The organism is Streptomyces sp. NPDC048172, from assembly GCF_043202595.1.
Taxonomy (GTDB): Bacteria; Actinomycetota; Actinomycetes; order Streptomycetales; family Streptomycetaceae; genus Streptomyces.
The window spans coordinates 1,473,717-1,494,600 of record NZ_JBIDAT010000001.1; the positions used below are offsets into that span (position 1 = coordinate 1,473,717).

Here is a 20,884-nt window from a genome sequence, read left to right on the forward strand (position 1 = left end):
GCTCCGAAGCTCGGCAGGCATTCCCGTCCGCCGGGCTTCGGAGCACTTGCGCGTACCGCTGGTCCCTCTCTTCTCCGCCCGCAGGGAAGTGGTTGGGCGAAGGGCATCTCATGGCCTCGGCATCGTCCTCGGGAACCAGTGCAGGACACGTCGGCGCGGCGGTGAGTGCCGTAGGTGAGACGCGTGAGCAAGCGCCGCAATTCTGGGATGTGAGCGGGCCCGGCCCGGCTGATCCGTCTTGCTGTGTTGTATCGAGATCGGCGGCGCGGGTGAATAGGAACGAGTCTTCTGGGTTCTGGCACAGATCTTGGGGGGGCGGTCGCGGAGGGTGACCGCAGTGTTCGATTGTGAAGTTCGGGCTCGGGTGAGACCGCGCACGCCTGCCGTTGTGCCGATGGGAATGACGCTCCGTCAGGTACTCGACTGGTTCCCCCGCGTTGGGCCGTGGTCGGTGACGGTGCTGGTCATGCAGGCCGACGCATCGTTTTGGGACTCTCTCGTGTTCGCCGGGATCGACGACGTGGACGTTGAGGGGGTGACTGCTGCCGTCGGCACGGTCGATGTGCTGGCCAGAGGCCGTGCGACTGGGGCGACGTGTCCGGACTGCGGTCGCTTCTCCGGCCGGGTACACGACTCCTACGAGCGCAGGTTAAAGGACCTCCCGCTCGGTGAGCAGAGTGTCGTGATTCATCTGACGGTCCGGCGTTTCATGTGCGGCGCGCAGAACTGCCCGCGCCGCACATTTGCCGAGCCGTTTCCCGGGCTGACTGCCCCGTACGCGCGTGTCACTGCGCGACTGGACCGCGTCCTGGAACGCGTCGGGCTGGCACTGGCCGGGCGGGCCGGTGCCCGGCTGGCCGCTCAACTGGGACTCCGCGCCGGACGGATGACCTTGCTGCGCAGGGTCATGGCCCTGCCGGACCCGCAGCCCAGCACGCCGCGCGTGTTGGGAGTGGACGACTTCGCGGTCCGCCGGGGCCAGACCTACTCCACCGTCTTGACCTGCGGAGAAACCCATCGTGTGGTTGATGTGCTCCCGACCCGCGACGCCGGGCCGCTGACCGCGTGGCTGACTGCCCACCCGGGGGTGGAGGTCATCTGCCGGGACCGGGCAAGCGCCTACGCGGAAGGCGCCCGCATCAGGGCTCCCGACGCGCAGCAGGTCGCCGACCGCTTCCACCTGTGGCAGAACCTTGGCCAGGCTGTGGAGAAGACCGTGGTCGCTCACCGCGGCTGCCTGCGGCCACTGGCCCCACCGCCGCCCGAGGCGGTCGACCCGGCCGACCCCGCGACCGGAGCCGACCACCACCTCCAGGGACGGCTCGCCGAACGCAAGCGCGCCGCGCACACGCTGGTCCACACCCTGCTGGCCCAAGGCCACGGCATCCGGGCCATCGCCCGGCACCTGGGCTGGGGCCGACACACCGTCCAGCGCTACGCCCGCGCCGCCCGCTGGCAGGACATGCTCACCGGCCGCCGCCCCCGGTCCAGCCACGTGGACCCATACCGGACTTACCTTGACCAGCGCATCGCCGAGAGCTGCGCCAACGCCCGTGCCCTGCACCGGGAGATCACCGCCCGCGGCTACACCGGCGGCTACGCCGCGGTGCGCGACCACGTGGCCGACCGGCGCAGCACCCCGCCCGGTGCCCCTGCACCGGCCCCGCCCACACCCGGCAGGTCACCGGATGGCTCACCCGCCACCCGGAGACTCTGAGCGAGGTGGAATCCCTCCAGGTCAAGACTGCCCTCGCGCAGTGTCCCGATCTCCAGGCCGCCGAGAGACACATCCGTGCCTTCGGACAGATGCTCACCGAACGCCGCGGAGACCACCTGGACGCGTGGATCACCGAGGTCGAGGCCAGCGGTCTGCCGGGGCTGCGCGGGTTCGCCCGGAGCCTGCACAGCGACCACGACGCGGTCGCTGCTGGTCTGACCGTGCCCTACAGCTCCGGCGGAACCGAGGGCGCCGTGAACCGCATCAAGAAGATCAAAAGACAGCTTTACGGACGATCCGGATTCGAACTCCTCCGGAAACTGATCCTGCATCAGTGACCCTCCGCGACCGCCCCCCCCAAGATCTGTGCCAGAACCGTTTGGTGGCCCCTCCGGAACGGGACGGACGGCCCCACTGATGTGATCGGTAACTCGGTGTCCAGCTGAACTGGCCCCACCCATAGCTACGCAGTGGGACGATTGGCGGGCGAAGCGCCACCTGGGGGCAACGATGCCGCCGAAGTCCAAGGTCGAGTTGTATGCCGCGATCCGTCGGGACTCGCGTACCGGGCAGCTGTCCATCCGCGCCCTGGCTCGAAAGTACAACGTGCATCGACGGGTTGTCCGTCAGGCACTGACCTCGGCCTGGCCGGCTCCGCGCAGGCAGCCGCCTCCGCGCGCCGGGACTTCACATAGGTGCGGACCATCGCATAGGAGACGTCCTGGGCATCGTGCTCGTCCACCAGCCGGTCGAAGATTCGCTGAGCGGTATGCCGCTGTTTCGCCGGCGCGTCCAAATCAGCCCGCAGCATGTCATCGACGAGTGCCTTGTAGGCGTCCAAGCGCGACCCACGGCTGTGCGGTCTCTTGCGTTCCTGCGGCCACTGCCCGTCCAGCGCCCGCCGCACCGTTCGCCACGTGACGTTGTACTTGCACTGCAAAGCTCGCTGCGACAGCCCGTTGTGGCGGTGATCCCGGCGGATCTCCGCATACAGATCAACCTTCGACTGCGACGTCCCCATCGGACCTCCTGCGGCAGAAGCACACTGCACACTCCCACCGCAAGCCCTCCAGCGACGTCAAAACAAAGTGACATCGCAAACTCGGTCAGCAGGTGACTCCCACAGTCACTTCAGAACGACTCCCACCCTCGGTTACAGAACCACACACCTCCGGTACGTCGGCCCAGTTGACCGTGGTGATGTCGCCTAGGTTCGGCGTACCGGGCCAGTGGCGAGCGAGAATCCGGGAGGCGCCGGGGTCCACCTCGGCGTGCCAGGCCAGGGTGCCGCCGAGGGCGGCCTGGACGCCCAGGTCCAGGCCGCCGTACCCGGAGCACAAGCTCCCGATCACCGGACCGGAGCCGTCCGCTGCCGGATCACCGTGCACGTGCGGAGAGCGGGAGCGGGCGGCCTGGAGGCGAGAGTCGGATTCGCCGAGGCGCTCGGCGCCAATCTCCAGAGCGGCCCGCGCCGAGATCAGGCCGTCGCGGGTGTGCGTGAGGTGCTGCTGCGACTCGGCGAAGGCGCCCCGGCGGATGAAGGCATGCGCAGGGTGCTCTCCGTGCCGACGGGCGCTCCGGCGTATGAGCGTGATGTTGTGGCAGGCCGCCGCGTAGAGACCCGTGGCGTGGGCCAGCCGCTTGGCAGCCCAGGACCAGTAGAAGGCCGCATCCTCGTGCAGCTCGGGCTCCTCGGCGTCCTGCCCGGGTTCGGCGTGCCCCCGGATGCGCGCGGACAGGTCCTGCACAAGCCTGGCCAACTCGTCCAGATGATCGGAGACGTCGGGCAGGTCGTCCGGCGCGTCCGGTACATGAAGCTGGTCGTGTGCGCGGGTCAGCTCTTCGGCCCGACGCAGCATGTGCTGCTGCTCGGCCTGGGTCTGGGCCTGGTGACCGTTGTCGTTCAAGAGGAGTCTCCTGCGGGTGCGTTAGGGGAAGGGGATTGGGCGGGGTGCTCGGCGTCGACGCACGTCTGCGGAGGTCGGCACGCGGAGTATCCGGAGCGGCTGCGGTCACGTTGTCCTTCCGAGCGGGGGCGGAGGCGGTCCGCAACTCATCGGCTGCGGTGAAGAGTCGGGAGGTGGTCACGACGGGCTCCTATGAGGGCGCACGGGGCGCACCGAGCGGGACGGCATGCTCGCGCTCGACGACGGCTTTGTACCGGCGGAGGGCGCGGTGGTGCGGACACGAGCAGCGGCAGCACGAGCTTCCGGACGTGCCCCCGGCGGCTTCGTGGCGCCGGGATCCGGTTCGCCTTCTCCGACAGTGCGCCGTCGGCGGACCTCGTCGAGTGGCACGAGAGCGGCAGCGGCCCGGTGGATCAGCGGGCCGGGGGCGAGCGCCTCGTCGTCGGCCAGGCCGCGGATGCGCCGGGCGGAGACGGCGGCGGTGCGCAGCACGGAGGCGTCGAGGATCTGCTCGGCGAAGTAGTCGGCCGAACCTCCGGCCGCACTCGCGCACGTGGCGCGGACGCGCTCGGCGTCCAGCGTGCCGTCGGCGAGCGTTCCCCGGCGCTGGCACTCCCACAGCACGGTCAGCGCGTCGATCGGCTCCCCCCGGTGGTGCAGCCCTCCCAAAGCGCGGTAGAGGTGCCCGTGCCCCGGGTCGGAAAAGTCCTCCGGTCGCAGCCAACCGACCACCTCCCGCATCTGTCGCGGGTGGGTGGCGAGCGCGCCGAGGAGAGACTCCTCGACTTCCCGGACGCGCTCGTCCGCCGGACCCCGAGCGGGTCGAGGGGCCGCCTGCGGTGTCGGGGCGTGTGCGGGGCGGGGCCCGGTGCCCCAGCGGTGACCGAGGTCGTCTAGGACGTCGGCCAGGACCTGCGCGTGATGGAGGGTCGCGGCGACTCCGGCGCCGCGGGCCGCGTCCTCGCGGGCGGCCTGGTGCAGGCGGTGGCCATGCTCGGCGACGCTGCGGTGGATGGCGCCCTCCAGCACCATCCGCCCGTAGACCGGCGCGTGCGCGGGACGCGGGCAAGCCGAAGCCAAAGAGTGCACGTACGCGGCCGTCACCCCGCGGGTACGCGCGCCCGCCCTCTCCAGGACACCAGTGACCCAGGAGATCGGCACCGGCTCACCCGGCCGCGCCTTCGCGGCGGGATGCTCCTGAGAGCGCAGGTCGAGCATCGCCGTGTACAGGGCAGCGTGGGCGGGGCGGTAGAAGTGCTCGGGGCGCAGCCACCCGGCCAGGCGGCCGAGCTGGCGCGGCTCCAGCAGCACCGCGCCGAGCACGGCCTGCTCGGCCTGCACCAGCGGCGACTCGCTCACCCCTGCTCCACGGTTTCAACTGCACGGTCCGCCGCCGCGAGATCGACGGCATGACGATCGAGCACATGGTCGAAGACGGGATCGGCGGCGACGGCACCGCTGGCGGCGATCAGCCACCAGCCACCGGATCCGCGTACGACGGGGACATCGGCGAGTTGCCCGGCGCGCGAAGACGGGGACAGGGATGGGGCGGGAGAGAACATGGGGCACCTCGGCGAGAGGAGAGGGGTGGGCGGACGCGGCGGTGGCCGTGCGTCTAGCCGGGGTGCGGTTCCCGAAGCTGCGGTCATGCGGCGGGTCCGTACTGGTCGCGGCGGGGGAGGTCCTTGGCCAGCGCACGTGCGGTGATGGCGGCGGTCGCCTTCTTCGAGGCGGCGCCGATCCGGTCGGCATCGTGCTCGCGGTACCAGGGCTTCAGGTCCAGCAGGGCCGGTCGGACGCCGGTCGCCAGCAGCAGGGCACTGCCCTTGGGCAGTGCCCGGATCTTGTCGGGCGGGAGCACCCGCTCCTGGCGCATGGAGACCGAGGAGGAGTGGCCGGAGTCGCTGGAGGAGACCGAGAGGGTCTGCACGTCGTGATCGCCCGCCAAGCGGGAGAGCTTGTCGGCGAAGTCCGCGTCATCGATGCCGGAACCGATCAGCTTGATCGTCGCCGCACTCCACAGGGCATCCATCCCGGTCTCGCCCCACACCCGCTGACCCTGCCGGTAGGACTGCAGGATCGTGATCGGGATGACCCCGCGCGACCCGAGGTGGGAGTACAGGTCGGGCAAGTCCTGGATCTTGCACACGTTCGCGGCCTCGTCCAGGACGCTCAACAGCGGAGGGTCGAGGCGTCCGCCGTCGCGTTCGGCCTGGATGACGGCCGCGCACATCACCGCGTCGGCCGCCGCCGCGATGATCGCCGAGGCGGAGCCGCCGCCGTCCTTGGACAGTAGATACAACGTGTCCGTACTGCGCGAGAAGTCCTCCGGCCTGAACTCCCGCAGCTCCGTGCCGTCTTGGGGCGGGGTGACCCAGGCGGCGATGTGTGGGTCCAGCAGGCAGCTCGCGTACTGCCGGGCGTTCTCGAAGATGCCGTCCCGCGTCTCGACGGCCCCGGCGACGGTGCCCTGCAACTGCGCGGCCACCGCGTCCAGGCCGGCATCGGTGAGCAGATCGATCGGTGTGCGGTCGGAAGGGGAGGCGAGCCAGGCCGTCACGTCGGTGACCGGCCGTCCCCCGCGGGCGGCGGCGAGGAAGAGCGCGGTGAGGGTGTTGGCGGCGGCCGTCGCCCAGAAGTCCCCGGCGCTGGACTCGTCCACGGAGGCGGTGACGAAGTGCTGGGCGAGCCGTCGGGCGCCGGTCAGGTCCTGGGCGCCCGCGAGGATGTCCCACCACATCGTCTGCTCGGCGTGCGCGATCTGCTGCGGGTCCAGCGTCCAGACCGTGCCGAGGCGGGCGCGTTCGTCGAGCGTGGTGGTGTAGGCGTCGTTCGCCGCCTTGTTGGACGTCAGCAGCACCGCGCCCGGCGCCCGCAGGATCGCGGGTATTGCCAGCCCTGAGGTCTTGCCCGAGCGGGGTGCCATGATCGCCAGGAGGACGTCCTCCCAGGAGGAGCGCACCTCGGCCGAGCCGGGCTTCAGCGAGCCGAGCAGAACCCCGCGATCGTCGGGGGCGACGTCGGCCGGCTTCGTGTCCTGGAGGCTGGGGCGCAGCCCTGTGGCCTTCGCGGCGGCCTTCTTCGGGAGCAGGTCCCCCAACTCGCGGCGGTCGGCGAGCCCCTTCTTGTCGGAGCGGAAGCGCAGCCAGAGCTTCGTCCCGATTCCGGCGGCCGTGAGCAGGAACACGGCGGGGATGCCGTAGCAGGCGGTGAGCAGCGCGAGCCGGGGCAGGTGGGGCCACAGGACTTCTGGATGGAAGAGGGCCTGGTTCGGTGCGTAGGCGGCCCAGCCGCCCGAGCCGAAGGCGGCGTTGGCGAGATTGCCGAACAGCCAGCCGAGATTGCCGCTGCCGATCCCGAGGGCGGCGAGGGTGAGCAGGAGATAGAGCAGGACGTCCGTACCGGTGGTGGCCGACGGAGTCCTGGTACGCGCTTCAGACAAGACGAGATCCCAGAACGTGCGAGGTCGAGCGGTGGGGGAGCGCGGGGCGGGCCGGGGGCTCTGCGGGTGATCACGGGCGTGCTCCTAGCGGTGGCGGCGCGGGGACGGGGCGGGCGAGACGGGTGGTGCCGGGCGGGTGACGATCACGTCGGGGCCGGGGGCGGTCGGGCGCGTGGGCGCGGTGGCGTTGTAGCGCTCGACGCGGTCGCGCCAGTGCGGCGGCTCGGGCGGGCCCAGTTCACGAAGTTGCCGGGGCAGGCCGAGGCTGCGCAGTTCCTCGGAGGCGTCGTCCAGCTCGTCCCGCAGGCCGGTGAGCGTGTCGGCGGCCTCCATGAACCGGGAGTGCAGCTCCCAGCCCTCGTCGGTCTCGGAGTCCCTGGCCTGTTCGGCGGCGGCTTCGAAGAACTCGCCCAGCCGGGCCAGGACCCCGAAGTCGGGGTGGAGTACCTGGTCGGTGTGGTGCTTGGCGCGTGCGTAGGTGTGCGCGCCGTTCATCCGTACGGTCAGGTCGCGTACGTGGCGACCGGCGGCGTAGTTGTCCTGCGGGGCGTCGGGCTGAAGCCGCGCGTCCTGGAGGGTGGGGTCGAGGGCGACCGCGTAGCCCTCCTGGGCCAGAAGCCGCGTCGCGAGGCTCGCTCCCCACCGACGGGCTTCTTCGGGGATGGCGCGTGGCAGGTGATAGCGGGCCGGACCGGGCTGCTGATCTGGGCGGAAGCCGACGGTGGCGACGAGCTGGGCGGAGCGCTCGTCCACGATCTCGGCGACAACATGGTTGTCGTTGAGCCGGGTGATGGCGACTTCGGGAGGCTGAGGCACTGGCCCGCCCCTCAGAAGTGGGGGTTCTCAGTGGGGTGGTCGGCCTCACCGGCGGCCTCCAGCAGCTCGGGCAGATCCGCCGGGTCGGCCTCGCGGTTGTCGATCCACCACCCCGCCCGGGTCAGCGGCCGAACGGCCTCCTCGATGGCCTGCCACGCACTCTCTTCCATGTCGCCCTCGGCGACGAGCACGGTGTAGGCGGCGGTGACGAGCTGGTGGCGGCAGCGGGCCGCCCAGTCGACCGCGCGGTCGCTGCCTTCCAGAGGCGGCATCCGGTACTGCTCGGCCCATGCCTCGGCCTCGGCCGCTTCCTCGGCGCGCTTGTGCGCCAGCCACTCCGCCAAAGACACGGAGTCCTGGCTCTTCGAGGCGCGCCAGCACTCGGCGCAGTCCCGGGAGGCGAGCCAGCGTGCGTATCCGGCACGCCGGTCGGCTGCACGGTCGGACAGGTCGGCTTCGACGGCGTGGCCGCAGGCGTGGTCGATGGACCAGATCTTCTTCACGGGCATCGGCAGGCTCCTTACTGAGCGAAGAGGGCGTGATCAGCGGGTCCGGCGGTTGCCGGTCGGCGGCTGGGTTGCCGCGCGCGGGGACGGGGGCGCGGGCTTCGGCGTAGGGGCGGGACGCTGAGGCGAGGCGGCCAAAGCGGCGCGGGAGCGCGAGGCGTGGCCTTCCCGGCGCTCCTCCTGCGGCCCGGGTCCGGCGGCTTCGGAGTGGGCGGGAGTGTGCGTGGGACCGGCAGGGCCGGGCGGCACGACGGCGCGGGGATCAGCTGCGACCGACAGTCCCGCAGCCTGGAATTCGCGTGTGGCGGCGGCCATGTTCTTCACCGCGTCGTCGTAGGTCGTCTCGGGCGGCAGCAGGTACACGTTCAGCCGGGGCTCGAAGGCGAAGTGGTGCTTGCGCAGGACCTCGTTGAGGAACGGCCGGTCATCGGCGACCGTAGCGGCGATCCCGAATTCGCGGGTGGCGCCGAAGGCGACGTCCGGCTCAAGCTGCGAGGACACAGGAACGTTTCTCCTAGAGGTGGGGTGCTGGTTGCTGGGTGGCGGCCGGGCTGGGCCGGTGCGAGTGCTCGACCGGCGGCGTGGACGGCGTGACGGCGATGCCCCTGCGGGCGGGCGAGCTGGCGGTTGCCGCTTGAACCCGTCGCTGCTGGGCGGAAGCCGTCGCGAAGGGCGGCGCCTTCGTCGGATCACCGGGCGGGGACGGATGCTCGCCGGGATGAAGGTCGTAGGCGGCGTCGGCGCTGACGCTCTGGCGCGCGGCGCGTAGCGCCTGGACGGCGAGCTGGGTGCGGCGTACCGGATCGCGAGCGGGATCTGCCAGGACGTAGAGGTCGCTGTCGTCGAGGCGTTCGAAGCCCAATCGGCGAAGCAGGTGGTCGGTGACGTGGTGGTCGCGGGAAGGGGCGGCTACGACGCCGACTTGGGGGTGGTGGCCGATGGTGATGTGCGGAGCTTCCGCCACGAGCTGCACCTCGCTGGATCGGGGACATACCGGGGGCGAGGATCTGCGGGAATGCGGGATTTGGCGGTGCCGGAGATTTCCGCTAGCGCGTCCGGTGCGTCCGGCCAGGAGGGGACGGAGTGCCGGGCGCCGGACCCTCGACGGGTGGCGTCGTAGCGGGTGCGTTGGTGGAACGGGTGCGCGCGGCATTGGCCTGAGCCGTGCGCGCGTCACGGGAGTCCGAATGGTGGCGGATCGCTTGGTCGATCTCGACCAGGACGTCGGCATGGTCGGCGAACGTGATCGCGTAGTGCCACCCTTCGGCGTTGCGCGAGATCTCCGTCCTGCGCCGCAGCTCGTCGCCTTCGGGCCCGGGCAGGATCATCTCGTTCACCCACTCCCAGGCGGCACGCTCCCGCCGACCCCCTTCGACGGCGTGGCGCAGTTCGGTGAGCTGATGCCTGCGTCGCGCGATGGTTTCCAAGTCCGGGCTCCCGTCGCTCTGGTGGAGGGTGCGGAAGTCGGTCTCGGCTTGGGCGAGCAGCTCGGGGCCGTGGTCGAGGAAGGGCTCGAAGGCTGCCCAGGCTTCGGCGTCTCGCTGGTGCTGGCGCACGTCGTACCGCTCATCGAGCGGTTCGTGGTTCTCGTCGCACAGGCTGTCGGAGACGGCGTTCCAGTCCTCTTGGGCCTTGCGCCCTTGCTCGGCGGCCTCGGGGATCGCGGCGAGGAGGGATTCGCGGGTCGTCGGATCAAGCGGCATCTTGGGCTCCTTCGCAAGGTTGGGTCGGATGGTGAGTGGGGTGGCCGCGTCTCGCGGCGGGTTTGATCGACGGTCCACAGCAGCGGTTGTCCTCTGAAGGAGTGGTTCGCGCTGCTCATCCGAGGGAGGCGCGATTGCGTGCTCAGTGCGGGGAGAGTTGTCGGGCTACCCCCCCCGAAGGAGAATCCATGCCCGTTCGCACCACCCTCGCCGCTACTGCGCTGGCGGCCACCTCCGTCCTCGCCGGAGCCGGCACCGCTGCCGCCGGTGGCGGGAATGCTCAGGGCGCGGCCGTGAACGGCCCCGGCAACGGTTCGCCAGCTCCGGTGATCGCGCCAGTTCTCGTGCCCACCGCCAAGTGCAACGACGTTGTCGCTAGCCACGCCGTCCTCAACGCCGCACTCGGCAACCCCTGTGCAGCACCAGGCCAGCCCGGCGCGACCACGTAGTCGTTGGTCTGACGGGCCCGCAGCGGAGCCAAATCCCCACCGGGCCCCGTGGGCACCCGCACCAGCGGGTGCCCACGTCCAGTACGAGAGCCGCCTACTGGGACCGGGCCGCCGGTGCCCGTGCTTGCCAAGGTGAAGTCAAGGGTTCGGGCAACCACGCGCGTGGCGAGCCCCTTCATCAGGACCTCTCCCGTGGGTTCGCGTCCGTTCCCCGCTCGGAAGCCGGGACCCCGTCGGGGATGCCGTGCATCCGGGCGTCTGTGTCGAACAGTTCGCGCTCGTGCGGGTGGAGGAGATGCTGCGTGATGAAGCTCCGGCCTGCGACTTTCCACAGGCCGCGTCCCTTGGTGAGGGCGGAGACAGCCTGGGCCTCGACGCCGGTCAGGCCGAGGAGGGCGGTGGCTGCGGCGAGCTGGTCGGCTTCCTGGCGGTAGATGATCCGCGTGGAGCAGTCGGTGAGTAGGCCCTCGGCCAAGGCGCGTCCGCGTGATCCGGCGTCGCCTGCGGTCAGCAGGTCGGACAGCCGGTGGATGACCATCATGTTGGCGATGCCCAGGCCGCGGGAGAGCTTCCACTGCGACTGCATGCGCTCCAGCAGGGCGACGTGGCGCATGACGCGCCAGGCTTCGTCGTAGATCACCCAGCGCCGTCCGGCGCCTGGGTCGGCGAGCGCGGATTCCATCCACGCGCTCGCGCACGTCATGGCCAGCACGAGGGCGGTGTCGTCGCCCGCGCCGCCCAGGCGGGACAGGTCGATCGAGAGCATCGGCGCGCTCGGGTCGAAGGCGACGGTCGACTTTGCGTCGAACATTCCGGCCAGGTCTCCGTGCACCATGCGGCGCAGGGCGTGGGCGAGGTCCTCGGCGGCGTTCCCCAGGCGGCCGGAGGACTCGCCGAGCGCGGCGTCAAGCTGGTCCGGTGAGCCGAGGACGTGCGCGACCTGCCCGAGTAGCGGCGTGCCCCCGCTTGCCTCGGCATGCGCGACGACCTCGTCGAGGGCGACGTCGAGCGCGGTGTGCTCCATGGGGTGCAGCTCGCGCCGCAGCACCGTCTTGGCGAGGGAGCCGAGCAGGAGCAGGCGGCGCTTGCGGACCTCGGTGCGCCAGTCCTCCTCGCTGATCCCGTTCGGGCGTGCGGGGGCGTCCAGGGGGTTGAGGCGTCCGGGCAGGCCGGGGCCGAGGGCGATGGTCTGGCCGCCCAGTTCGCGGGCGACGAGGGTCCATTCGCCCTTGGGGTCGCAGGGGACGTAGATGCGGTAGCCGAAGGCGACGGCGCGCAGTGCGAGAGATTTGGCCAGGGCGGACTTGCCCATGCCGATCACTCCGGCGAGCAGGATGTTCGGGTTGGTGAACCCGTCGAGCCGTCCGTAGAGGGAGAACGGGTCGTAGCAGAACGCGGCCTCGGCGTGGACGTCGCGGCCGACGTAGATGCCGTGCGCGCCCAGCCCGCCCTCGGCCAGCAACGGATAGGCGCCCGAGGCGGTCGCGGTCGTCATCCGATGCGCGGGGAGCTTGAGGCTGCCGCCGCGGGCGGAGGCGACCCCCGGGCGCCCGGATGCTGGGTAGGTGGCCCGCAGCTCGGGGTCGAGACCGGAGCTGGCCGTGCGGGCGGCGGGGCGGTTGGTCTGCCGGGCCTGGTCGCGGGCGGTGGCGAGGCGGGCCCGTGCGGCGCGGGCGGCCTGGCGGTCGCGCTGGGCCGGGACGAACAGCGGGCTGGCGGTGGCACGGGGGCGTATCGCGGGGGACATACGAGGTGGTGCTCCTGGGGGTCAGTGGCGGGTGAGGCCGGTGAAGGGATCGCGCAGATCGGAGGGGGTGTGATCCCGGCGCACCCGGGCGGAGGCGGCCAGGTGGCGCTGGCACACCGTGAGTTCGGGCGCCCCCTCGGGCAGCCGGGCCCGGCACGTCTCCCGGGCGGGCGGCCGTCCGGTGTCCGGGAGCGGGGCGGCGTGGAAGGCGGTGTGCAGGTGGTCGGCGGCCTGCCACAGCCGGATCCGGCAGGCACGCAGATGATCGCCCTCGACGGCGGCGGCGGGGGAGGTGCTGGTGGTGTGCGCGTCCAAGAGCCGGTAGAGGGCGACCAGGTGCGCGTGCAGCGAGTCCAGCTCGGCGCGGGCGGCGGCGACGGGTGCGTCGGGAAGGTTGAGCGCGCGGTGGAAGTCGAGCGCGGCGGTGGCGAACGGCACGAAGTCCGAGGCCGGTGTGGGCGGAGGGTCGGTCGGCATGGGGGAGGGACCTTCGGTCGAGCACGGTAGGAAGAGGTGCGGCGCGGTGCCGGTCAGGCGGCGAGGGCGAGTGGGAGGGCGGCGGTGGTGAAGGCTTCGGCCTGCTGCCAGGTCAGGCGCCGCAGGTCGGTCATGGAGGCCACGGCGGCGGTCTCGATCGCGGCGCAGGCGGAGTTGAGGTCGTCCGCGGATTCGGCGCTGACGGTCAGCAGCCCGGTGACGGCGACGTCGGCGTGCCCGGCGATGAGCTGTCGCTCGCGTTCCTTGACGTCGGCGTACTCGACGGCGTCCTCCTCGGAGTCGACCTGGCCCTTGCGCTGGCGTTCGGCCGCGTCCGCGATGACGGATGCCTTCTTGCGCTGCACGTCCTTGAGCGCGGAATCCAGGCCCTTGGGCGTGTAGGTGAGCGAGAGGGCGCGGCGCACGCCGGAGGTGAACAGGAGCTGGTGCAGGAAGCCGGGCGAGGTCTCGGTCCGGGGCCAGTTCTCGATCCAGTACGTCGCGTGGTGCGCGGTGTCCGTCTGGACGCGGTCGCTCTTCTCGACCAGGACCACGGGGCCTGCGGCTGCCGGGTCGGCCTGCGGGCGCCCGGTGGGGGACCACTGGTCGAGCGCGGCGGAGGAGGCCGGGTCGTAGGCGGTCCGGATCACGGCGGCGACCTCGCCTGCGGACAGCCAGCCGCCGGGGGCGAGTCCGGCGTTGCGGGCGGCCTGGTCGAAGGTGGAGGTGAGCTGGGCCAGCACGGCGAAGGCGCCGGTGAGCCCGCCCCCACCCTGGTTGATCAACCGTCGGGCGGCCTTCATGTCCAGGGCGAGCGCGACGTACGCCTCGTGCGGGGCGGCGGCCGGTCCGGCGGCCTGCAGTAGGTCCTGGTAGACGGCTCCGGCCAGCGGGGTCTGCTCGTCGCCGTGCTCGCTCCAGTACCGGTTCAGTGCGTCACCGGAGTCGGGGACGGTGCGCTCCAGGACCTGGACGCGGGCGACGTGGCCGGTGCGGGCGAGCGCGGCCAGGGTGCGGCCCCACCCGGTGACGTTCGCGGACTGGGCGGCCGGGTCCAGCAGCGCGAACGCGCGGGCCGAGACGCGGACCACGGCGGTCAGCGTGCCCGCGTGCGGATCATGAACGGCGCCGAGGTGCCCGTCGGGGGCGGTGGCGACGCGGAGCGAGGCGGCGGTACCGGGCAGGTGCAGCAGCCCCTCGCGGCGGGGCCGGGTGGCGGGCCGGGCCAGCCACACCAACTGCCCCTTCGCGCGCCGCAGTACGTAGCGCAGGGCGATGGGCGCCCAGTCGGCCAGCGAGCGTCCCCGGTGCCGGACGAAGACGCCCGCGAGCAGCAGGGCCCACAGCGGGATGAGCTTCAGCGCGCCCAGGACGCCGGAGGCGAGGAGTACCGCGAGGAGGAGCAGGCCGGTGGTCGCGACGCCGAGCAACTGCGGTACGGAAAGGCCCATCAGCACGCCCCGGCGCGTGCGGTAGGGGAACTTCACGGTGACCGGACCGTCGGAAGGAGAGGTCTCGGAGAGCATGGCAGAGCCGTCCTTGCAAGCAGAGGAGATGAGAGGGAGAGGGACGGGGGCGGGCCGCCAGGCGAGGCCGGAGCCCGCCCCCCGTCACAGGTGGGCTCTAGGAGCCGGAATCACGCGGTGGGCTGGGGTAGACCCATCGCTGCGGCGTGGCGCCGCCCTGCGGAGGCGGACCACTCGACGGCGGCGTCCCGCCCGGCGAGGAGGGCCGGTGCAGCGTCCCCGTCGGCCCGCCGGAGGCGCCCTGCGCGGCAGGACCGGAAGAGCCCGGCGCTCCCTGACCGCCGGAGTCGGAACCCGCACCGGCGGCCTGACCGGGGCGGCGGATGAGCGGCTGGCCCCGGTCCCCGCCGGTCGGGGGACGGCGGATGAGCGCGCGGCCCTTGTCGCCGGGGGCGGCCGGGTCCTCACCGAAGCGGAAGCGGGTCTGCTTCGCCTCGCCCGCACCGCCGCTGCCGGAGCCGCCGCTGGGGTCGATGCCCGAGGCGACGCCGCCCTTGCCCTGGCCGGGGACCTTGGCGGGGCCCTGCGGCGCCGCGCCGCCGGTCTTGGCCTGGAGTGCGAGCTGGCCCGCGGTCTTCGCCGCGCCGGTCGCCGTACCGACTCCGGCCATCCCGGAACGGTGCAGGTCATCCTGGCCGCTGCCGTCGGCTGCCCAGTGCACGAACTTGTAGGTCGCGTAGGGGCAGAGCAGGACGAGGACCATCACGACCAGGCCGGACATGGCGTCGGAGAGGGCGGCCATCCCGCCGTCGGAGTCGGACTTGCCCATCGCGGAGACGCCGAGCAGGAAGACGATCGTCATCAGCAGCTTGGAGACGATGAGGGTGGCGGTGGCCTCGATCCACCCGCGTCGCCAGCGCTTTGCGACCTCCCAGCCGCCGCCGGTACCCGCGAAGACCGCGAGCGTGACCAGCACGAGGATGCCCACCTTGCGGGCGACCATCACGGCCCAGTACAAGAATGCCCCGACCGCGCAGCCCAGCGCGATGATCGCGGGCACGCCCCAGCCCAGGCCGTACATCGCCCCCAGCTCATTCACCTTGATCACGCGGCGGATCGCGTCGTCGACGGAGGTGTTCGCCGCCTTGAACAGCCCGGCGGACAGGGCGTCGACCATGGTGAGGGCGACGGTGGTGCAGGCGATGGCGGCGAAGGCGAAGAAGACGCCGATCATCGTGCCGAACGCGGCTTGTGCCAGCGCGCGCTCGTCCCGGCGCCAGGCGGCGCGGGTGAGCTGGAGACAGAAGGTGCCCACGGTCAGCACGAGCCCGATCGGGAGGATCAGCTCGTAGTTCTCCCGGAACCAGGCGGCGTTCAGGTCGACGGCGGTGGTCTTGTCCACGGCCCGGGTTGCCAGGTCGGCCGCCGACTGGGCGATCTCGCCCATGGACTTGGCGATCCAGGCGCCGATGCCCTCGGTGATGGCCTCGCCGGTCTCGCTGGCCACGCCGCCGACGGCGCCGCAGACCTGGTTCATCAGGGGAAGGTCACAGGCTCCCACCGGGCACCCCCTTCACCGTCGTCGCGTTCGTGGTGGTGGTCATGGGGCGACCTCCGGGAGCACGCCGATAAGGGCGCAGTCGTGGTGGGGTCGGCACTGGATGGCGAGCGTGGTCGAGCGGGGCTCGGCCCCGGTGCCGCCGTCCTTCCAGGACAGGGACTGCTTGCCGGTCACGGTGACCGCGTAGACGTACGCCTCGGTGATCGCCCCGGGGTCCTGGGACATGGCGGTCTTGAACGCCTCGGGGTAGTGCCCCTCGTCCGCCTTCGCCGTGGCGTGCTGGCGGTTGTCGCGTATCCGCGACCACAGCGCCTTGCCCGGCACCTCACCGGTCACGGAGGCGAAGTCGGCGTACTTCTCCTCGCCGGTCATCCACTCCTTGAGCCCGGCCAGATGCTCGGCCCGGGAGAAACGTCGGGCGTCATACGTCCACAGCGCCTCGGTCGCGGCCTTCGCGAACGTCACCGGATCACTGGTGCTCGGCGGCGCGGCAACGGCCTCCTTGGCCTCCGGACGCGGCGCGGTCGGGCGGGGCGTCGTGGTGGACTTCGGGCGGGCGTCCGCGTGGGGCTGCGGATCGTCGGTCCGGGTCAGGTAGGCGGTGAGTCCGGCAAGGCCCAGCAGCACCGCGAGGACGACGCCGATCATCGCCGAGCGCTGGAGCATCGACGACGGTTCGCCGGAGGTGTTCCGCGACGAGGCGAGTTGCTTCTTCAGTGTCGGCATCAGTGGACCTGCGTCCCCATCGCGGAGAAGAAGGCCACGATCCCGTTGGCCGCCCCGAGTAGCAGGGCGACGCCTGCGGCGATCTGAGTTCCCTTCTTGCCGTTCTGCTCGGCCTGGTGACCACCCGAGTGATGACCCCAGGCCCAGATCACGGCCGAGAGCACCAGGGCGCCGACCGTCGCGACGATGCCGAAGAGGTTGATCGAGCCGATCACCTTCTTGAGCACGTCGAGGCCGGGCAGGCCGCCACCCTTCGGCGAGACGCCGGGGTCGTAGGCCAGGTACTGGAGATGCTGCGCGAGCTTCAAGGGAACTCCTGTTCGAATCAGGGCGCGCGAAGGCCCCGGAGGTCGTGCGAGAGGAAGAGGGGGAGGGGAGAGGGCGCTAGGCGACGCGGCGCGCGGCGAGGATCGTGGAGCGCCACTCGGCGAGCCGGGAGATCTTGGTGACGTCGCCGGTGCGCGGGGCCTGGAGGATCAGGCCGTGCCCGATGTACATCCCGACGTGCTCGGGCCGGGCGGCCGTACCGCGGGTAAAGAGCAGATCCCCCGGCTTCGGCCGGTCAGGACTGACCGGCTTGCCCTCCTTGACCTGCGTGTACGTGGTCCGGGAGAGCTGGATGCCGCCGGCCTTGTAGGACGCCTGCATCAGCGAGGAGCAGTCGCACCGGCCCATCGGGTCCTTGCCGTGCGCATCCGCGCACGAACCGCCCCACTGATACGGGGTGCCGAGCTGCCCCAGACCCCAACGGATCGCCTTGCGCACCGGCTCGGGAGCCGAGGCCGGGATCTCGTAGCCCTTGGGGACTTTGCCCTTGGGGATCGGACCGGCCGGTGTGCCGTCCTCACCCCCGCACGCACCGACATCGGAAGCAGCGACTGGACCGCCCTTGCCAACGTCCTTACCGGAACCGCCGTCGTCCTTGAAGGACTTGGCGAGGGCCTTGTGCAGTGCGGTGGCCAGCGGCTCCCACTTCGCGTACGCGTCGGGGAACCCGCTCGCCTGCACCGCCTGGGCAGCCTGGGTGACGGTCATCGACTTCCAGCCGGAGACCTGCTTGAGGCGCTCGTAGAACTTCGTCGACGCGTACACCGGATCACGCACCTGCGCCGGAGTGCCCCAGCCCTGGCTGGGCCGCTGCTGGAAGAGCCCGAGCGAGTCCCGGTCGCCGTCGTTCAGGTTCCGAAGCCCCGACTCCTGAAGCGCGGTGGCCAGCGCGACCACCTGCCCCCGAGGCGGGATCTTCAACGCGACACCGGTGGCCTGGATCTTCTTCGCGTTCGGGATCTGCTCCTTGGGAGCATCCAGCCCGGCCACGCGCACGGAGGCGGCCTTGCCGCCCTTCAGGGGCGAGCGCACCTGCTGGGCGACCGCCGTGGTGTCGACGTCTCCGCCCGCGTCATCTTTTACAGGCCGCCTCGGCGCCTTGTGCACCGGCCATCGCCATGGCGAGTGGCGCGATCAGCAGCATCGGTGCCACCACCACCGAACCGACGGCCAGCAGGGTCTTGTTCACGAGCGCCAGCCCGTCACGGAACGGGAACCACGCCTCGGTCCCGGCGCCGGAGCCGGGGGTTTCTCAGGGTGTTGCACGGCAACTCCTTGTGCGTAGGCGGCGGGGTGCGGGCGTTCTCGTCGAAAAGGCCACCCGCACCACACCGGTCGAAAATCCGAATTCACTCGGAGAGAGGGCGGCCCGGTGGGCGGGCAATCAAGAGCCCGCCCACGGGACCACTTCTGCGGAGAGCGGCAGCCAGCCGCGCTCGTAATCTCACACGCCACATACGGGAGACCCTCACCCCGAGTCGAAGACATTGCGGAGCACCGATCCACGCCACCGTCCTTGGGCGAGGCAGCACGCATCAGCACAGCTCAACGAGGGTGGAGTTGTCTCCTGCCCGGCGAGCATGCCGAGACTGTAGAGACGATTTCCGGCCGCACCAAACGAGCCGGAGAGCACCCTCAGAACGAGTCGGTCGCTGGCTTGGTGCGGCCGGAATCCGTGACTAACCTCCGGTGCACGCCGGACCTTGGCCCAGGCGAATCCACCGCCCGAGGTCCCGGCCTTCTCCCACGCACGCGCCCCCTTTCCCAGGGGCTGCGTGCGCGTTATTCCCCGAGAGAGAGCCCGCTGAAATGCCCTACACCCTGCACCGAGGCGACGCCCTGAGCGTCCTGTCCGAACTCCCGGACAACAGCGTCGACGCCCTCATCACCGACCCGCCCTACAACTCCGGCGGACGCACCAGCTCCGAGCGCACCGGAAGGACCGCGAAGGCGAAGTACACCGCCGCGGACGCCGAGCACCAGCTCGCCAACTTCCCCGGCGAGAACCGCGACCAGCGCTCCTACGGGTACTGGCTCACCCTGCTGCTCACCGAGTCCTACCGCGCCACCGTCCCCTCCGGCACCGCCCTCGTCTTCACCGACTGGCGCCAACTTCCCACCACGACAGACGCGCTGCAGGCGGCGGGCTGGACATGGCGCGGCATCGCCTCGTGGCACAAGCCGGTCTCCCGCCCGCAGAAGGGACGGCTCAAGCAGTCCTGCGAGTACATCGTCTGGGGCACCAAGGGCCCGGTCGACGCGAACCGCAACCCCGTCTACCTCCCCGGCCTCTACACCGCCAGCCAGCCCCGCAAGGACCGCGTCCACATCACCCAGAAGCCCGTCGAGGTGATGCAGGAACTGGTGAAGATCTGCCCCGAGGCCGGCACCGTCCTCGACCCCTTCGCCGGATCCGGCTCCACCGGCGTCGCCGCCCTGCGCGAAGGACGCCAGTTCATCGGCGTCGAGCTGTCCGACCACTACGCCGACATCGCCGAACAGCGCCTGGCGAACGCCCTGACCCAGGACGACTTCGACCTCGCCGGACCCGAGCAGTGACCCGGGATAGGGGCCAGGACGGCAGAACACGCGAAGGGGCGGTCGCACACCCGCAACGGGTGGCGACCGCCCCTTCGTGAGGCGGCGTGGTCAGGAGGCCGCGATGCTCCGCTGAATCAAGCCCTCGGCACGTTCCAGATCCGCGAGCGAGCGCAAGCTCACCTCGACTCCCGAGATCCCGAGGCAGCCGATCTTCGTCACGTCCCGGGTGAAGCCCTCCACCAACTCCACCATCGCCGGATCCAGCTTCAGGTTCACCGCGACGACCTCCTTGCGCGGCAGCACCCGCACCGAGGCGAAGTTCTTCAACCGCCGGTAGGTCACGTAATGCTGCTGCGGCTCCACCCGAGCCCCCTCCGGCAGCAGCAACCGCTCATCGACGGCGCCGAACAGCTCCCGCACCTTCGCCGAAGCCCCATCCAGCCTCTGCTGCTGCACGCTCACCGCCGACCCCGGCTCGGCCGCCTTCGCCGGATTCGAAGCCTTCGCCCGCAGGGAGGCCCCCCTGGTTCCGGCCACTGAGGCGATCAGCCGCAGCGTGAGGACGTCGTCGAAGACGCGGTAGGAGACCAGGTCGATGCGACGGCCGATCTCCTCCACCGCCACCGTGTCGTGATACGTGAACTCCCCCGCCACGCACACCACCCGCGGATTGCTCCAGTCCACCGCCCCGGCCGCCTCCGGGCCGAGCCGGTCGGCGACCAGCCGCTCGAACTCGTGGTGGTGGTCGCGCAGCCACACCAGATACGACAGCGCCTGGTTGATCACGTTCTGATCTCGCGACCGCTTGTACTCGACGATCACCGGTGTGCCGCTCTCGTCCAGCCCGAGCGAATCCACCCGCCCGCGATGCCGACCCGTCCGGTACTCCGAGGCCAGGAACCGGATCCCGAGCATCGCCTCCATATTGGCCTCGATCAGCGACTGCAGCTCGCGCTCCACCGCGACCGACGCACCCGGAATCTCCGTCGCCCGGCCGCCTCTGACCCGGAAGACCTTCAGGTCGCCCACGCACTCCTCCCCGCTCCAGCACGATCACTGCCAGGCGAGAATCGAAGAGGCCACCGGATTATTCCCCCTCGGGCGAGATCAGATGGACCGTCTTTCCCGCCGTACAGCGGGCACTCTTGGAGTGCAAAGGACAACGTCGAGTTCGACCTCCTCACCCGAACCTCACCGCGTTCAGGCTGCGGAAAGCAGAGGGAGCCCAGCACGAAAGAAGCGCCTGACACCTTGGTCGTCCGTCATCAGGGAAGACCGTCGATCGCCCTCCGGGGGGAGGGCAACGCGAGGCCGTGGGTGAGTAGCCCGGTGCGCGGCGGATGACGTCGCGTGTCACCTGAGAGGGTGAACCTCTATTTCTTCGCTCCGCGCCGACTGTGCGCAAACAACCTGGTCAGCACCGTGGGGGCTTTGTGGGCGCGACACGCTGACTGGCATGCTTGCGATCACGCCCCAAGAGTTCCGGCACCATCACCTCC

General features: G+C 71.1%; 20 protein-coding genes and 1 pseudogene. 4 read left to right on the forward strand and 17 right to left on the reverse strand.

Annotation, left to right across the window (positions count from 1 at the left end; translation table 11 throughout):
• Positions 1 to 394: 394 nt before the first annotated feature.
• Complete coding sequence (locus tag ACGF3A_RS06840) at positions 395 to 1,717, forward strand: ISL3 family transposase (protein WP_393726480.1); 1,323 nt, start codon at positions 395 to 397, stop codon at positions 1,715 to 1,717.
• A 5-nt stretch (positions 1,718 to 1,722) separates the two neighbouring features.
• Positions 1,723 to 2,055 (forward strand): transposase, encoded by a 333-nt coding sequence (locus ACGF3A_RS06845; protein WP_393726482.1) that lies wholly within the window; start codon positions 1,723 to 1,725, stop codon positions 2,053 to 2,055.
• Between the two features lie 768 nt (positions 2,056 to 2,823).
• Here the strand turns inward: ACGF3A_RS06845 and ACGF3A_RS06850 are convergent.
• From ACGF3A_RS06850 to ACGF3A_RS06890, 9 genes are all read right to left on the reverse strand, one after another.
• Positions 2,824 to 3,624, reverse strand: a complete 801-nt coding sequence (locus ACGF3A_RS06850) for a hypothetical protein (protein ID WP_393726484.1) — start codon at positions 3,622 to 3,624, stop codon at positions 2,824 to 2,826.
• A 177-nt stretch (positions 3,625 to 3,801) separates the two neighbouring features.
• The gene (locus tag ACGF3A_RS06855; protein ID WP_393726486.1) at positions 3,802 to 4,983 is read right to left on the reverse strand and encodes a DnaB-like helicase N-terminal domain-containing protein; all 1,182 of its coding nucleotides are present in this window, start codon (positions 4,981 to 4,983) and stop codon (positions 3,802 to 3,804) included.
• On the reverse strand, positions 4,980 to 5,186 hold the full coding sequence (locus tag ACGF3A_RS06860) for a hypothetical protein (protein WP_393726488.1): 207 nt from the start codon (positions 5,184 to 5,186) through the stop codon (positions 4,980 to 4,982). Before ACGF3A_RS06860 ends, ACGF3A_RS06855 begins: the two co-directional genes overlap by 4 nt.
• Positions 5,187 to 5,269: 83 nt before the next feature.
• On the reverse strand, positions 5,270 to 7,066 hold the full coding sequence (locus ACGF3A_RS06865; RefSeq protein ID WP_393726490.1) for a type IV secretory system conjugative DNA transfer family protein: 1,797 nt from the start codon (positions 7,064 to 7,066) through the stop codon (positions 5,270 to 5,272).
• 84 nt (positions 7,067 to 7,150) lie between these two features.
• Positions 7,151 to 7,882, reverse strand: a complete 732-nt coding sequence (locus ACGF3A_RS06870; protein WP_393726492.1) for a hypothetical protein — start codon at positions 7,880 to 7,882, stop codon at positions 7,151 to 7,153.
• 11 nt (positions 7,883 to 7,893) lie between these two features.
• Complete coding sequence (locus tag ACGF3A_RS06875; protein WP_393726494.1) at positions 7,894 to 8,391, reverse strand: hypothetical protein; 498 nt, start codon at positions 8,389 to 8,391, stop codon at positions 7,894 to 7,896.
• A gap of 33 nt (positions 8,392 to 8,424) precedes the next feature.
• Positions 8,425 to 8,889: a hypothetical protein gene (locus ACGF3A_RS06880; protein WP_393726496.1), complete on the reverse strand. Its 465-nt coding sequence runs from the start codon at positions 8,887 to 8,889 to the stop codon at positions 8,425 to 8,427.
• A 13-nt stretch (positions 8,890 to 8,902) separates the two neighbouring features.
• Positions 8,903 to 9,352, reverse strand: coding sequence for a hypothetical protein (locus ACGF3A_RS06885; RefSeq protein ID WP_393726498.1), 450 nt, complete (start codon positions 9,350 to 9,352; stop codon positions 8,903 to 8,905).
• A gap of 82 nt (positions 9,353 to 9,434) precedes the next feature.
• Positions 9,435 to 10,091, reverse strand: a complete 657-nt coding sequence (locus ACGF3A_RS06890; RefSeq protein WP_393726500.1) for a hypothetical protein — start codon at positions 10,089 to 10,091, stop codon at positions 9,435 to 9,437.
• A 188-nt stretch (positions 10,092 to 10,279) separates the two neighbouring features.
• On the opposite strand from ACGF3A_RS06890, the gene ACGF3A_RS06895 reads away from it, so the two are divergent.
• On the forward strand, positions 10,280 to 10,540 hold the full coding sequence (locus tag ACGF3A_RS06895) for a chaplin family protein (RefSeq protein ID WP_393726502.1): 261 nt from the start codon (positions 10,280 to 10,282) through the stop codon (positions 10,538 to 10,540).
• A 178-nt stretch (positions 10,541 to 10,718) separates the two neighbouring features.
• On the opposite strand, the gene ACGF3A_RS06900 is transcribed toward ACGF3A_RS06895, so the two are convergent.
• The 7 genes and pseudogenes from ACGF3A_RS06900 to ACGF3A_RS06930 form a co-directional block, all read right to left on the reverse strand.
• Positions 10,719 to 12,287 (reverse strand): ATP-binding protein, encoded by a 1,569-nt coding sequence (locus ACGF3A_RS06900; protein ID WP_393726504.1) that lies wholly within the window; start codon positions 12,285 to 12,287, stop codon positions 10,719 to 10,721.
• A 21-nt stretch (positions 12,288 to 12,308) separates the two neighbouring features.
• A complete protein-coding gene (locus tag ACGF3A_RS06905) occupies positions 12,309 to 12,764 on the reverse strand; it encodes a DUF6238 family protein (RefSeq protein ID WP_393726506.1) in 456 nt (151 codons plus the stop codon).
• A gap of 53 nt (positions 12,765 to 12,817) precedes the next feature.
• Entirely contained in the window at positions 12,818 to 14,290 is a 1,473-nt protein-coding gene (locus ACGF3A_RS06910; RefSeq protein WP_393726507.1) for an SCO6880 family protein, read from the reverse strand.
• A 97-nt stretch (positions 14,291 to 14,387) separates the two neighbouring features.
• Complete coding sequence (locus tag ACGF3A_RS06915; RefSeq protein WP_393726509.1) at positions 14,388 to 15,767, reverse strand: ATP-binding protein; 1,380 nt, start codon at positions 15,765 to 15,767, stop codon at positions 14,388 to 14,390.
• Positions 15,768 to 15,830: 63 nt separating this feature from the next.
• Positions 15,831 to 16,517 (reverse strand): hypothetical protein, encoded by a 687-nt coding sequence (locus tag ACGF3A_RS06920; protein WP_393726511.1) that lies wholly within the window; start codon positions 16,515 to 16,517, stop codon positions 15,831 to 15,833.
• Positions 16,517 to 16,825: a DUF6112 family protein gene (locus ACGF3A_RS06925; protein ID WP_393726513.1), complete on the reverse strand. Its 309-nt coding sequence runs from the start codon at positions 16,823 to 16,825 to the stop codon at positions 16,517 to 16,519. The genes ACGF3A_RS06920 and ACGF3A_RS06925 overlap by 1 nt, the downstream gene beginning before the upstream one ends.
• A 76-nt stretch (positions 16,826 to 16,901) precedes the next feature.
• Positions 16,902 to 18,033 (reverse strand): annotated as a pseudogene (locus ACGF3A_RS06930) (C40 family peptidase).
• Between the two features lie 620 nt (positions 18,034 to 18,653).
• On the opposite strand from ACGF3A_RS06930, the gene ACGF3A_RS06935 reads away from it, so the two are divergent.
• The gene (locus ACGF3A_RS06935) at positions 18,654 to 19,403 is read left to right on the forward strand and encodes a DNA-methyltransferase (RefSeq protein WP_393726515.1); all 750 of its coding nucleotides are present in this window, start codon (positions 18,654 to 18,656) and stop codon (positions 19,401 to 19,403) included.
• A 90-nt stretch (positions 19,404 to 19,493) separates the two neighbouring features.
• Here the strand turns inward: ACGF3A_RS06935 and ACGF3A_RS06940 are convergent, their stop codons facing one another.
• A complete protein-coding gene (locus tag ACGF3A_RS06940; protein WP_393726517.1) occupies positions 19,494 to 20,414 on the reverse strand; it encodes a DUF5655 domain-containing protein in 921 nt (306 codons plus the stop codon).
• Positions 20,415 to 20,884: the final 470 nt, after the last annotated feature.